Annotated in this window: 10 protein-coding genes; all 10 read right to left on the bottom strand. The window is 71.3% G+C overall.

Features of this window, described 5'->3' with window-relative positions:
• Positions 1-2 precede the first annotated feature (2 nt).
• Positions 3-1,199: a DNA polymerase IV gene (gene dinB / locus AB0P08_RS04985; RefSeq protein WP_363588487.1), complete on the bottom strand. Its 1,197-nt coding sequence runs from the start codon at positions 1,197-1,199 to the stop codon at positions 3-5.
• A 61-nt stretch (positions 1,200-1,260) separates the two neighbouring features.
• Complete coding sequence (locus tag AB0P08_RS04990; RefSeq protein WP_363588489.1) at positions 1,261-2,064, bottom strand: SDR family NAD(P)-dependent oxidoreductase; 804 nt, start codon at positions 2,062-2,064, stop codon at positions 1,261-1,263.
• 1 nt (position 2,065) lies between these two features.
• Positions 2,066-3,142, bottom strand: coding sequence for an enolase C-terminal domain-like protein (locus AB0P08_RS04995; RefSeq protein WP_363588491.1), 1,077 nt, complete (start codon positions 3,140-3,142; stop codon positions 2,066-2,068).
• Positions 3,139-3,897, bottom strand: coding sequence for an SDR family NAD(P)-dependent oxidoreductase (locus AB0P08_RS05000; protein ID WP_363588493.1), 759 nt, complete (start codon positions 3,895-3,897; stop codon positions 3,139-3,141). Before AB0P08_RS05000 ends, AB0P08_RS04995 begins: the two co-directional genes overlap by 4 nt.
• Before the next feature lie 109 nt (positions 3,898-4,006).
• On the bottom strand, positions 4,007-5,395 hold the full coding sequence (locus AB0P08_RS05005; RefSeq protein WP_363588495.1) for a hypothetical protein: 1,389 nt from the start codon (positions 5,393-5,395) through the stop codon (positions 4,007-4,009).
• Positions 5,396-5,429: 34 nt separating this feature from the next.
• On the bottom strand, positions 5,430-7,646 hold the full coding sequence (locus tag AB0P08_RS05010) for a hydrogenase maturation protease (RefSeq protein WP_363588497.1): 2,217 nt from the start codon (positions 7,644-7,646) through the stop codon (positions 5,430-5,432).
• Positions 7,643-9,406 (bottom strand): dipeptide ABC transporter ATP-binding protein, encoded by a 1,764-nt coding sequence (locus AB0P08_RS05015; protein ID WP_363588499.1) that lies wholly within the window; start codon positions 9,404-9,406, stop codon positions 7,643-7,645. The genes AB0P08_RS05010 and AB0P08_RS05015 overlap by 4 nt, the downstream gene beginning before the upstream one ends.
• Positions 9,403-10,251 (bottom strand): ABC transporter permease, encoded by an 849-nt coding sequence (locus AB0P08_RS05020; protein ID WP_217583032.1) that lies wholly within the window; start codon positions 10,249-10,251, stop codon positions 9,403-9,405. Before AB0P08_RS05020 ends, AB0P08_RS05015 begins: the two co-directional genes overlap by 4 nt.
• Positions 10,244-11,206 (bottom strand): ABC transporter permease, encoded by a 963-nt coding sequence (locus tag AB0P08_RS05025; protein ID WP_025104137.1) that lies wholly within the window; start codon positions 11,204-11,206, stop codon positions 10,244-10,246. The genes AB0P08_RS05020 and AB0P08_RS05025 overlap by 8 nt, the downstream gene beginning before the upstream one ends.
• 1 nt (position 11,207) lies before the next feature.
• Positions 11,208-12,743 (bottom strand): ABC transporter substrate-binding protein, encoded by a 1,536-nt coding sequence (locus AB0P08_RS05030; protein WP_363588501.1) that lies wholly within the window; start codon positions 12,741-12,743, stop codon positions 11,208-11,210.
• Positions 12,744-12,803: the final 60 nt, after the last annotated feature.

A 12,803-nucleotide genomic window follows, 5' to 3' on the forward strand; every position in this document is an offset into this window, starting at 1 on the left:
GGTCAGTGGTGCTCCGGGAGCACCGGGGACGACCAACCGGGGTCGCGGCCGAGGTGGGCGGCGCGGGAGACCGAGGCGGAGCCGTAGCGGTCACGGAGCGTGTCGAGCACGGCGTCCAGACGGGACTCGTCGCCCCAGTCGATCGGCAGCTCGGGCGGGACGCTGTCCGCGGCATCGAGCTGGGTGAACGAGAGGCCGAGCAGGGTGATCCCACGGTCGCTGATCTCCGGTTGTGCCGCGGTGAGGAGCATGCGGGCGACGGCGAGCAGCAGGGCGGTGCGGTCGGTCGGCGCCCGAAGCGACCGGGATCGCGTGGCCTTCGTGAAATCGCCGAAGCGCAGCCGCAGCACGACTGTCCGGCACACGCGGCCGCCGTCGCGGAGACGCCGCGCGAGCCGGTCGACGATCTGGGTGAGGATGACGTCGAGCTCGTCGGTCGACCGGGGACGGGTCCCGAGCGCCCGCTGCGACCCGATCGACCCGCGGCGCCGCGTCGTGTCCACGGGGCGCGGATCCCGCAGGCGGGCGAGAGCAAGGACGTGCGCTCCGGTCGCCTTCCCGAGCATCCGCTCCGCCGTCGCGGCCTCGAGCTCCGCGAGCTCGCCGACCGTGCGGATGCCGTACCGGTGCAGCTTCTCCGCCGTTACGGCGCCGACGCCCCACAGCCGCTCGACGGGAAGCGGCAGCAGGAACTCCTCCTCCCGGTCGGGCTCGACGATAAGGAGTCCGTCGGGCTTGCTGACCGCACTCGCGACCTTGGCGAGGAACTTCGTGCGGGCGACGCCGACCGAGATGGCCAGGCCCGCCTCGGCGCGCACCCGCTCCCGCAGCCGCACGGCGATGGCCTCGGGAGTGCCGGCGATGCGACGCAGACCGCCGACCTCGAGGAACGCCTCGTCGATCGAGAGACCCTCCACGAGCGGAGTGGTGTCACGGAAGATGCGGAAGACGTCCTTGCTGGCCGCGGAGTAGGCCTCCATTCGCGGCGGCACGACGACGGCGTCCGGGCACAGCTCTCGTGCCTGCCGGCCGCCCATCGCCGTGCGGACGCCCCGTGCCTTCGCCTCATAGCTCGCGGCCAGCACGACCCCGCCGCCGACGATCACCGGGCGCCCGCGGAGCTCCGGCGCATCACGCTGCTCGACCGAGGCGTAGAACGCATCGAGGTCGGCGTGCAGAACCGTCGCTTCCCCGCGCATCCCGTTCTCCCGTCGACGAGCGGATCGTCGCACGGACCGGGGACATCGGCGTGGCAGGGGCTCAGGAAGCCGGCGGCGCCGCGAACCGCTCTCGCAGCGCGGGATCGAGCGCGATGTCCCCGAACGACGCCGTCCAGGCTCCGTCGACCGCGATGGACTGGCCCGAGAGGTAGGGGGCCTCGTCGGAGAGGAGGAACGCCGTCACCGCGGCGACCTCCTCCGCGCGGGCGATGCGTCCCATCGGCGGGCCCTCCGCGAGCAGCCGCTCCTCCGCCTCGGGGTCGGCGGCCCTGGCGATCTGTGCCTCCAGATGCGGAGTGCGCACGCCGCCCGGCGCGACGGTGTTCGCCCGTATGCCCAATCCGCCATATGTCACCGCGACGCTGCGGCTCAGGGCGTCGATGCCGCCCTTCGTGAACTCGTAGGCCGCGTGGTCCACGAAGCTCGATCGACCGTGGATCGACCCGATGTTGACGATGGCGCCCGCCACGCCCTGATCGAGGAACGCGGACACCGCCGTCGAGCAGCCCCAGAGGTAGCCGAAGCCGTTGATGTCGACGATCTCGCGCACGACCGTCTCGTCGAGCTCGTGCAGCGGCGTGCGCTTCGTGATGCCGGCGTTGTTGACCCAGCCGGCCAGCGGAGCCCTGGCGCGCGCCGCGGCGGCCGCCTGCTGATGAGCCGTGCGGTCGGAGGCGTCGCCGAGCACCACTTCGGCGACGATACCGTCCTCGACGGTCCCGGAGCCGGGCGAGCGTTCGAGCCCGACCACGATCCAGCCGTCGGCGGTGAGCCGCTCGGCGACCGAGCGCCCGATGCCCTTGCCGCTGCCGGTCACCACCACGCTGCGCGGGGAAGGTGTCATGTCAGTCCCTCTCGAATCGGAAGACGGCGGGATCCAGACCGAAGCCGAGCCCGGGCGCCGCGGGAGGCGTCACAGTGCCCGCGAACCGCGGTCCGCCGGTGATGAACGACGGCGCGGGATCGTAGGGGTTCACGCCGCGGGCGAAGGTCTCGACCTGGATGCCGAGGTGCGCCGTGACCTCGGAATAGACGTGTCCGGACACGGGGACACCGCGCTCCGTCGCCCAGGCGATGAGCTCGCGCGCGGGAGTGATGCCGCCGATCGCGACGACGTCGACGCGCAGCGCGTCGACCTCTCCTACCTCCACCAGGGCCCGCAGCACGGCGGGGTCGGTCACCTCGTCGCCCACCGCCACGGGCAGCCCGGTCTCGCGCCGGATGCGGGCGACACCGGCCGCGTCCTCGGGGAGCAGGGGGTCTTCCAACCAGGCCAGGCGCGGCTCGCCCCACTGCGCGACCTCCGCCACTGCAGCCTCCGCATCGGGCCAGCCGAAGCCCACGTCCACGACGAGACCGGTCGCGGACGGCAGCTCGGCGCCGAGGATCGCGAGCAGTTCGCGCATGTATGCCGGATCGGGAATGCGGGAGATCTTCACCTGCGCCCAGCCGTCCGCCTGCGCGAGCACCTCATCGGCGACCTCCCGCGGCGTCCGCTGCGGAGAGGGATACGCGGCGACGAGCATCCCCTCCCGCGGGGCGTCACCGGTGCCGAGCAGGGTCCACAGCGGCACGCCGGCACGACGGGCCGCGATGTCCCACAGGGCGATGTCGACGAGGCCGATCGCCCGCCGCACGAGCCCGACCCGTCCGACGATCGCACTGCCGCGGAGCATCCGGTCCCACGCGGCCGCCGGGTCGTCGGCGTCGAGCCCCACCGCGTGCGGAGCCACCAGGCGCTCGACGATCTCCGCCATCGGAGCCTCGCGCGACAGGCAGTAGGCGACCCCGGTGGTGCCGTCGTCCGCCGTCACCTGCACCGCGGAGTACTCCCGCCGCGTGACCGTCATCGCGCCGAGCTGCAGCGGTGCCGGAAGGGGGAGGACCGCCGTGGCCGTGTCGATCCGGGCGACGGTGGTCATTCAGGCTTCTTCGCGAGGGGCACGCCGTAGTCCACCATGAACCCGCCGTCGACGTACAGCGTCTGACCGTTCACGTAGCGCGACTGGTCCGACACGAGGAAGCTCACGGCCGCGGCGATCTCACTCGCGTCGGCCAGACGCTTCGCGGGGATGCGGGACAGGATCGTGTCGAGGCTCAGCGTCCCCTGCTCGACGCCCTGCCGGAACACCCCGGTGTCGACGTAGCCCGGGGCCACCGCGTTGACGCGCACCCCTCGCGACGCCCACTCCGCTCCGGCCGTGGAGGTGAGGCCGATGACGGCGGCCTTGGTCGTGGCATACGGCGCCCGCCCCGCGGAGCCTCGCGAGGAGATGGACGAGATGTTGACGATGCGGCCCTCGCCCCGGTCGAGCATCCGCTTCCCTGCAGCTTGGAGGGCGGAGAACACCCCGTGCAGGTTCACGTCCACGACCGCGGACCACTCGTCCCACGTGAGGTCCTCGATCCCACGGTGCCGCTGGATGCCGGCGTTGTTCACGAGCACCTCGATGGGCCCGAGCTCCGCCTCGATCTCGCCGAAGACCCGGTCGACGGCGGCGTGGTCGGTGACGTCGAGCTCCCGCCACAGGATCCCGGCGGGGTTCTCGCCCGCGGTGAGCGCTGGGACGCGGTCGGTCGCGACGACGAGGTAGCCGTCCGCGGAGAGCCGCTGTCCGATCTCCCAGCCGATGCCGGCCGAGCCTCCGGTGACGATGGCGACGGGGCGCGCGGTCATGTCTCTCCTCTACCTCGGGGATTTGCTATAGCAACTCTATCCCGTTCGAATCGCGCAACTGGTTCGATTTCGGCCGGAAATGGAGCAAAGTGGGCGATTCGAAAGGGGGCTACCCCCGCAGCCCGGCCACGACCGACACGGCGTGGGCCTCCAGGAGTTCCAGGGCACCGGGGGCCAGGGGCGTCTGCCAGGACTGATAGGCACCGCGGTCGTAGGCCTCGCGGGTCGGGAGGTACACGAAGCCCGGACCGTTCGTGAGGTTCATCACCACGATCGGCGTCTCCGGGAACCGCTCCCGCAGCGTCGTCTGCAGCCGCGAGTACGCCTCGCCCGGATGCCCCACGATCACGGCGTCTCCGAGCCGCCAGGCCCACACCGGATGCGACACGGTCGGACCGTCGATGTAGCCGTCACGGAGGTTTCGGGCCCGTCCGAGGCGCTCCTCCCGCGACCGGGGGTCGATGTCCCTCCACTCCTCGGCGAGCTCGTCCAGGGTGGGCAGGTCGCGCAGCGGCAGCTCGACCGCCGAGACGACTCCCGCCGCCTCCTCGCCGCCGTCCGCCGGAGTCCCGGTCCAGATCGCGAGCGGAGCACCCGACTCCACGACCCCGTCCAGCGTCAGCTCCTCGCCCGGCACCGGAAGCCCGTCCAGCGCCGCGAGCACCGCGTGCCCGAGTGAACGTCCGTGCCGGTCGGCCACCGCGACGTCGCCGGTGTACTGCTCCCGCGGGGCCAGCTCGCCCGAGGCCCCCTGCACGAACAGGCACGGTGCATCGGTGGCGGCCTCCACGATCTCGCGCATCGCGCCGACGTAGTCCGGCGACACCTCGCGGTTCTGCCAGGCCAGGGTCGTCGGATGGCAGGCGTAGTTCACCAGCGTCGCCCGCACCTCTCCGTCGATGCTGATCCGGCCGATCGTCACCGTGTCGTCGGCGGTGCCCTGCGGGTTGTAGCCGACGAGCGCGCGGCCGTCGAGGTCGAGCTCCCGCTCCGCCGCGAGGGTGCAGGTGCCCGTGGTCCACTCGATCAGTCCCGGTCGCGCGGTCTCCAGCGCTTCCCGCCCTGCCGCGATTCCCGCGGTGGACAGCGCCTCCAAGTACCCGGGGATGAGCTCGCCGCCCGGCAGATGCGCGTCCGCGGCGCACAGCACGGCCCCCGCGTGGGTGTGCGAGAGGGAGAGCATGAGCTGATCGGGCTCGAGGCCCAGACCGTCGAGGATCGCCCCTCGCACGCCCTGCTCGTCGGCCACTCGGCGCCACCACGTGCCGTCCACGGCGAGCAGCACCCGCGGCCGCTCGTCCGCGGCCACCACCGTGAGCGCGGTCAGCTCGAACGGCCGGTGCGCCCCCTCGGAGCGCTCCCAGTCGGCCGGTCCCCAGTTCTTGGCGCGGATGCCGACGGGCGGGGTGATGTCGCGCCGGGCGACGCCGATGCGAGCCCGCGTGCGGGGGATGCGGATGCGGTCTCCGAGGTGCGTCGCCGCTGCGGTGTCGTTCACGCGTGGTCCTCCCTGATGTCCATGATGCCGTCCGTCACGCGCTCGCCAGCACGTCCGCGATGACGACGCGCGGTCCGCCCTCGGGCAGCGCGGTCTCGACGCCGCGCTCGACGGTGTCGCTGTAGAGCAGCGTCGACGGCTCAGCGAATCCGTCCGCCAGGCGCAGTCGTCCGCCGACGAACTGGCCGCCGGTGACGCGGGCGTGGTTGACCCCGGTCCCGATGTCGAGGTGGGCAGCGCCCTTCGGCACCGTCGAGGTCACCCCGCTCACCCGCCAGGTGACGACGCCGGCGCCTGCGGCCCTGCTCAGCAGAGCCCCGTCCGCGCGCTCCGTGGACAGCTCGACCCCGTCCAGAGCGATGAGCTGATCCCGCACCGCTGTCGCGGTCAGGCGCACGTCGCGCACGGATCCGCCGCGGATCGTCACCTTCGATGCGCCGACCTCGAACGGGGCGCCGGCCGCCGGGCCGCTGAGACGACAGTCCACGAACTCGACCGGCCCAGACCCTCGCGCCTTGACCCCGTCGATCCCGGTGATCGTGCAGTCCACGAAGCGCACGGGAGCCGTGACCGGGGTCTGCACGAGCACCTGATCCTTGGGCAGCGCGAAGGTGGAGTCCTGGATGACGGTCGGCCGCGATGAGCGCTGCGACCGCTGTCCGATCGCCAGAAGTCCCGCGGTGCACCCTCGCACCTGCGCACCGTCGGCGTTGATGGTCATGGTCGCCTGCGGATCGAAGGTCGAGCGGCCGATGACGCGCACGTTCTCCAGCGTCAGATCGCTGATCTTGGTGCCGGCGACGAACCAGGAGCAGACGTGGTCGCGCACCGTGATGCGCTTGGCGGCCGTGCCCCACTGCGCGCCGGAGTTGGCGATGTCCATGAGCCCGGAGTTGCCGATGAAGGTGAGGTCGTGCTCGTACTGGCCATGCGTGGTGAAGGGGTTGCCGCCCTGATCGTCGCCGTCGCCGTGGCAGTTCTCGACGAGGCAGTACGCGCTGGCGGTGAGGTCGTTCAGGTGCCGGGCGTTCGACGACGTGCAGTCGCTGACCCGTCCATAGAGGCTGTAGATCTGCTGCGTGAGGTAGCCCGCGCCGCCGTAGAACACGGTCGGCGGGTTCTCCACCGAGCAGCGCTCCGTCGTGAAGTGCGTGTTCCAGCGGCGCATGATCACGGGCCACCAGGTGCGGCTCGCGTGCACGTCGGCGACGTCGCAGTGGATCGCGTACTCGAAGGCGATCGGGTGGGAGCCGGTGAGCTCCCGCGAGTCGGGGAAGGAGCCGTCGGTGGGACCGTCGAAGGGTCCGGCGCCGAGGAACCGCATGTTCGCGATGCGGACGCCTGCGACCGGTTCCATCTGCCGCCAGATGAGCGTCCGACCCTTGTCGAGCGGCCAGCCGTTGAGGTAGTCGATGCGGATGTGGGTCGCGTCGATCTGCTGCGTCACCTGCACGAACCGCTGCAGCTCGCGCTCGTCCGCTCCACCTCCGGCGACGGGGTCGCACTGCACGGCCCACCAGGAGTCCACGGGGAACCGGGACGCGTCCGGCACGGCGACCGCGTCGGTCAACTCCGGCCAGGCCTCGGCCAGCGCGTGCTCGACCGTGACGTCCTTCGACACCCCGGTGAAGCACATCACGGCGCCGAACGGGTTGTCGTGGGTGTTCTTCTCGATGCCGTCGGTCGTGACGGTTCTGCCGCCGAAGTCGATCTCCAGGTGGGAGCGCGTGAAGCGGTGTCGTCGCCGGAACAGGAGGTCGGTGCTCGCCTCGATCCGGCGGATGCGGGGATCGTTCACCATCGCCGCGAGCGCATCGTCGGCCGGCTTCTCCGGTCCCGTGATGCCGAAGACCCGGAAGTCGACGGTGCCGTCGTGCTGCAGGACCCAGCGGGTGTCGTGCTTCCCCGCGATCACGGTGCCGCCGTTGACCTTGGTCTTCGCGTTCTCGCTGCCCACGTACACGAGCAGTCCGGCGTCGCCGGGCTTCCGGTACCCGGCGACGACCGCCACCTCGCCGTCGCGGGCGCGGAGACGGGCCAGGTCGGCGACGGACTCCGCTCGCGTGACGTCCTTGGCGCCGGCGGCGACCGGCGCGGCCTGCGCCGGTGCGGTGCTCGCGAGAGCGCCGGCCGTGCCGAGCGCGACCGCGCCGAGCCCGGCCATGAGCGCGCGGCGGCCGGTCGACCGCACCGCCGCGCCAGCGCCCGCGGCGCCCGTCGAGGGCCCCGTCTCCTGATCCATGGTGGTCATCGTCGTCCTCCTCGTCCTGCGAGCGCGGCAGGGACCGCGCCCGTCTGCCCGCCCTGGGCCTGCCAGAGCGCCGCGGCCTCCGCGCGCCGTCGGCGCTCGAGGACCGGGTCGGCGATGGGGATCGCCGCCATGAGCCCGCGCGTGTACTCGTGCTGCGGGTTCGCGAAGAGCGCGTCGCGCGCCCCGATCTCGACGATGCGGCCCTGCTGCATCACGGCGACCGTCGAGGACATGTACCGGATCACCGCCAGGTCGTGGCTGATGAAGAGGTAGGTGAGGCCGAGCTCGGCCTGCAGCTCCCGCAGCAGATTGAGCACCTGCGCCTGGATCGACACGTCGAGCGCCGACACCGATTCGTCGAGCACGAGGAACTCCGGCTCGAGCACGAGCGACCGGGCGATGGACACGCGCTGGCACTGCCCGCCGGACATCGAGCGCGGCAGCCGGTGCGCGAACTCCTCGTCCAGACGCACGCGGTGCATGGTCTCGCGCACCTTCTCGGCGCGGGAGGCCCGGGTGCCGATGCCGTGGGCGCGCAGCGGCGCCTCGATGATCTGCGCGACGGTCTGCCGCCGGTTCAGGGCCGAGAACGGGTCCTGGAACACCATCTGCATGCGCTTGCGCAGCCGCCGTAGCTCCTCGCCGCGGAGGTCGTGCGGGCGCTGCCCGTCGAAGACGACCGTGCCTTCGTCGATGCCTCCGAGCGCGAGCACGGCCTTCGACACGGTCGACTTGCCGGAGCCCGACTCGCCGACGAGCCCGACGGTCTCGCCGCGCCGGATCTGGAACGACACGTCGTCGACCGCGGTCACCCGGCGTCCCGAGCCGAGCGTGAACACCTTCGAGACGCCCTGCACGTCCACCAGCACGTCGCCGGACTCCCGCGCCCGATCCACGGCGCTGATCGACCCGGCCTCGGCGAGCGGCTCCGTCCCGCGTTCGAGCACCTCCGCGGCGGTGCGGATGGGCTGCTGCACGTCCACCGTGAGGTCGACGACCGCGCCGAGCAGCGCCTGCGTGTACGGATGCTCCGGGGCCGTGTAGATGCGGTCGACCGGCCCCTCCTCGACCACGCGCCCGTGCCGCATCACGTGGATGCGCTCGCAGAACCCGGCGGCGACGCCGAGGTCGTGCGTGATGAGCACGACCGCGGTCCCGTGGTCCTCCGCGAGCCGGTCGAGGAGGTCGATGATCCGGGACTGCGTCGTGACGTCGAGGGCCGTGGTCGGCTCGTCCGCGATGAGCACGGCGGGCCGGGACGACATGGCCATCGCGATCATGACGCGCTGCCGCATCCCGCCGGAGAATTCGTGCGGGTACTGGCCGAGACGCTCCTCGGGCAGCGGCACCCCGACCTCGGTCAGCAGCTCGACGGCCCTGGCGCGGGCGGCCGCCGCCGAGACCCGGTCGTGCAGCCGGATCGCCTCGACGAGCTGGTGCCCGATCGTGCGGACCGGGTTCAGCGACGACATCGGGTCCTGGTAGACCATCGCGATCTCGCCGCCGCGCACGCGGGTCATCTCCCGCGGGCTCAGCGTGAGCAGTTCGCGGTCGCGCAGCCGGATGCTGCCGCCGAGGGTCGCCCCGTCATTCAGCCGCATGATCGACAGCGCCGTGAGCGACTTGCCGGAGCCGGATTCGCCGACGAGGCCGATGCGCTCCCCGGGCCGCACCGCGAACGTGATGCCCTGGACGGGCATGACGTCCCCATAGGAGACGGTGAGGTCCTGCACCTGCAGGACGGGCGTGAGGTCGGTCATCGTCCCTTCCCCTTTCGATCGCCACCGAACTGGTCGGCGAGCACGTTGAGCAGCCAGATGGTGACGAAGATGAACAGGGCGGGGAACAGCACGTACCCGATGGACTGGTACATCTTCTGGTAGCCCTGCTGCACGAGCGTGCCCCAGGTGGCCTCGGGCGGCGCGATGCCGAGCCCGACGAAGCTCATCGACGCCTCCAGGAGGATCGCGTTGGCGGCGTTGATGGCCGCCTGCACGACGATCGGCCCCTTGGCGTTCGGCAGCACCTCGGCGAAGAGCAGCCGGCGCGAGGTAGAGCCGAAGGCCACCGCGGCCGTGAAGTAGTCCTCCTGCAGTTCGCTGAGCACCGACGACCGCACGAGCCGCGCGGTGGTCGGCGTGAGGAGCACCCCGATGATGACGGCGAGCTTGACGGGGTCGGCGCCGAAGGCGGAGATGAAGACGAGCGCGAAGAGGATCTGCGGGATCGCCATGACCGTGTCGGCGAGGCGCATGAGGATCTCGTCGACCCAGCCGCGGGCGAACGCCGCCGCCATTCCCCAGGCGATGCCGAGGACCATGGCCACGAGCGTCGCGCCCCCGGCGATGAACACGGTGAGCTGGCCGCCGTAGAGCACGCGGCTGAAGAGGTCGCGGCCCAGCTCGTCGGTCCCGAAGAGGTGCGCCGCCGAGGGTCCGGCGAACCGGTCGGACGACTGTGCCGCGGGGTCGTACGGGGCCAGGAGCGGGGCGAGCACGCAGGCGAGGACGATGATCGCCAGCAGCCCGAGCGGGATCCAGGAGGCGACGGCGACCCGTCGGCGGGGGCGCGCGGAGCGCAGCGCGAGGGTGAGGGTGTCAGCCACGGCTGCTCCTTGCACGAAGACGCGGATCGAGCACCCCGTAGAGGAGGTCGACGATGAGCGTGGTGAGGATGAACATCGCGGAGATCAGCAGTACGACCGACTGCAGCACCGCGTAGTCCCGCTTGAAGACCGCGTCGATCGCGAGCGAGCCGAGTCCGGGGACGCCGAACACGTACTCCACGATCACCACGCCGCCCAGGGTGTAGCCGACGATCAGGCCGAGCATGGTGAGTCCGGGGATCAGGGCGTTGCGGAGCGCGTGGCCGAGCACGACGCCACTCGCCGACTGTCCCTTGCCCTTCGCGGTGCGGATGTAGGGCGCGTCCAGCACCTCGACCATCGAGGCCCGGAGGAACCGCATGAGCAGCGGCGCCGCCGCGAAGGCGAGGGTGAGGCCGGGGAGGATCATGCGCACGAGGTTCTCGGCGGGGTCCTCCGCGAACGGCGTGTAGCCGCGGGCCGGCAGCACCTTGAGCTGCACGGCGAACACCACGATGAGCACGATGCCGATGAGGAACTGCGGAAGGGCCATGCCCGCGGTCGAGATCGCGGTGAGCACCCTGTCGACCACGCCGAGCGGACGCAGTGAGGCGAACACGGCAGCCGGGGTGGCGATGAGCACGGCCAGCAGCACCCCGATGAGCGTGAGCTCCAGCGTCGCAGGCAGGCGCTGCGCGATGAGCTCCGTCACCGAGTACTGGTTGAAGTAGGACTGGCCGAAGTCGCCCGTGAAGACGCCGCCGATCCACCGCAGGTACTGCTCGATGACGGGGGCGTCGAGGCCGGCCTCCTCCCGGAGCCGGGCGATGGTCTCGGCATCCACGCCCGGCGTCGAGCCGAGGCGGGTGATGACGGGGTCGCCCGGCAGCAGCCGGAGCACGACGAAGACGAGGAGCGAGGTGGCGATCAGCATCGCGATGCTGATCGCCACCCGCCGGAGGACGGAGAGGACCACGTCAGCCCTTCAGCTGCGCGCCCTCGAGGTGCAGCTGTCCGCCGCCCTCGACCCACACACCGTCGACCGCCGTGCTGGTGGCGGTGACGACCGTCGACTGCAGCGGCACGATGAGCGGCACCTGCTCGTTGATGATGGTCTGCACCGTGCCCCACTTCTCGGCCCGCGCGGTCTCGTCCGGCTCGGCGACGGCGTCGGCGAACGCCGTCTGGAAGTCGGGGTCGACCCAGTTGCACTCGCACCGCCCCTCCAGGTAGAAGTTCAGCGAGTAGGCCGGCTCGGGCGGCGTGGACTGGAAGTTCGGCACGATGTACCCGGGGTAGCTCTTGCCCGCGGGGTAGAACGCGTCGACCCAGGTGCCGATGTCGTTGTTGTCGATCTTCAGCGTGATGCCGATCTCCTTCAGGCTCGCCTGCAGGATCTCGCCGCTCGTGTTCCACTCCGGGTACTGTCCGGCCACGCCCCACCAGGTGAGCGTGCTGCCCTCGGTCACCCCGGCCTCGGCGAACAGCTCCTTCGCCTTGTCCAGGTCGTAGGAGTAGTCGGTCAGCTCGCCGCCGAACCAGGGGTTGACCTCGCCGAGCGCGTTGTTCGTCGGCGAGACCGTGCCCTGGCCGTAGTAGGCGGCGTCGAGGATGGCCTCGCGGTCGATCGCGTAGGCGAGGGCCTGCCGGGCGCGCACGTCGTCGAACGGCGGCGACGTCGTGTCGATCTCCCACGAGGGCCATTGGCTGGGGTTCTCGGGCTTCACCAGGGCGATGTCGCCGCCCTCCAGCCCCGCCACGTCACCCTGGGGCACCGACCACAGCACGTCGATGTCACCGGAACGGAGGCCGGTGACGGCGGCGGTGGACTCGGCGGCCTTCACGATCGTGATCTCGTGGAGCGCCGGGGCCTCGCCGAAGTACTCCGGGTTGGGGACGAGGGTGAGGCTGTCGTCCGGCGTGAAGGCGTCCACGACGTACGGACCGGTGCCGATGGGCTCCTTGTCGATGGTGTCGAGCGCGTCGACGTCGATCATCTTCACCCAGACGATGCCCGCGGGGAAGGTCGCGATGGGCTCGGACAGCGTCACCACGACGGTCTTCTCGTCCGGCGCGGCGACGTCGGTGACCATCGAGATCTTGTTCTTCTCCTGCGTCGCCGTCTCCGGGTCGAGGTAGTAGTCGAACGCGGCCACCGCGTCTTCGGCGGTGAAGTCCTGACCGTTCGAGAACGTCACGCCGTCGCGGAGGGTGAACGTCCAGGTCTTCTGGTCATCGGAGGCCTCCCAGCTCTCGGCGAGATCGCCGACGACCTCGCCGGACTCGTCGGTCTTGGTGAGGCCGTTCCACAGCAGCGGGAACAGCACCTCCTCCCACGCGAACGTTCGGATGGCGGGATTGAGCTGTGGGATGCCCTGCGCGGCGGCGACGGTGAGCGTGCCGCCCTCCTGCGCCTGGCCGTCGGGGGTGGATGAGGTGCTGCAACCAGCGGTGATGAGCGCGGCGGTCAGCAGCACTGCTGCTCCGCCGAGCCGAACACGACGACGCGACATGGGTGCCTCCAGGGTCGGGTGGTGCTTCGGGTGAGGGTGTTGCGCTATAGCATGTAGCAA

Origin of the sequence: Microbacterium meiriae (assembly GCF_040686935.1) — a bacterium.
GTDB lineage: Bacteria > Actinomycetota > Actinomycetes > Actinomycetales > Microbacteriaceae > Microbacterium > Microbacterium meiriae.

Bases quoted from the DNA above. Each gene is read 5' to 3' on its own strand.
- dinB (WP_363588487.1), bottom strand. From the start codon at position 1,199: ATGCGCGGGGAAGCGACGGTTCTGCACGCCGACCTCGATGCGTTCTAC.
- AB0P08_RS04990 (WP_363588489.1), bottom strand. From the start codon at position 2,064: ATGACACCTTCCCCGCGCAGCGTGGTGGTGACCGGCAGCGGCAAGGGC.
- AB0P08_RS04995 (WP_363588491.1), bottom strand. From the start codon at position 3,142: ATGACCACCGTCGCCCGGATCGACACGGCCACGGCGGTCCTCCCCCTT.
- AB0P08_RS05000 (WP_363588493.1), bottom strand. From the start codon at position 3,897: ATGACCGCGCGCCCCGTCGCCATCGTCACCGGAGGCTCGGCCGGCATC.
- AB0P08_RS05010 (WP_363588497.1), bottom strand. From the start codon at position 7,646: ATGACCACCATGGATCAGGAGACGGGGCCCTCGACGGGCGCCGCGGGC.
- AB0P08_RS05015 (WP_363588499.1), bottom strand. From the start codon at position 9,406: ATGACCGACCTCACGCCCGTCCTGCAGGTGCAGGACCTCACCGTCTCC.
- AB0P08_RS05030 (WP_363588501.1), bottom strand. From the start codon at position 12,743: ATGTCGCGTCGTCGTGTTCGGCTCGGCGGAGCAGCAGTGCTGCTGACC.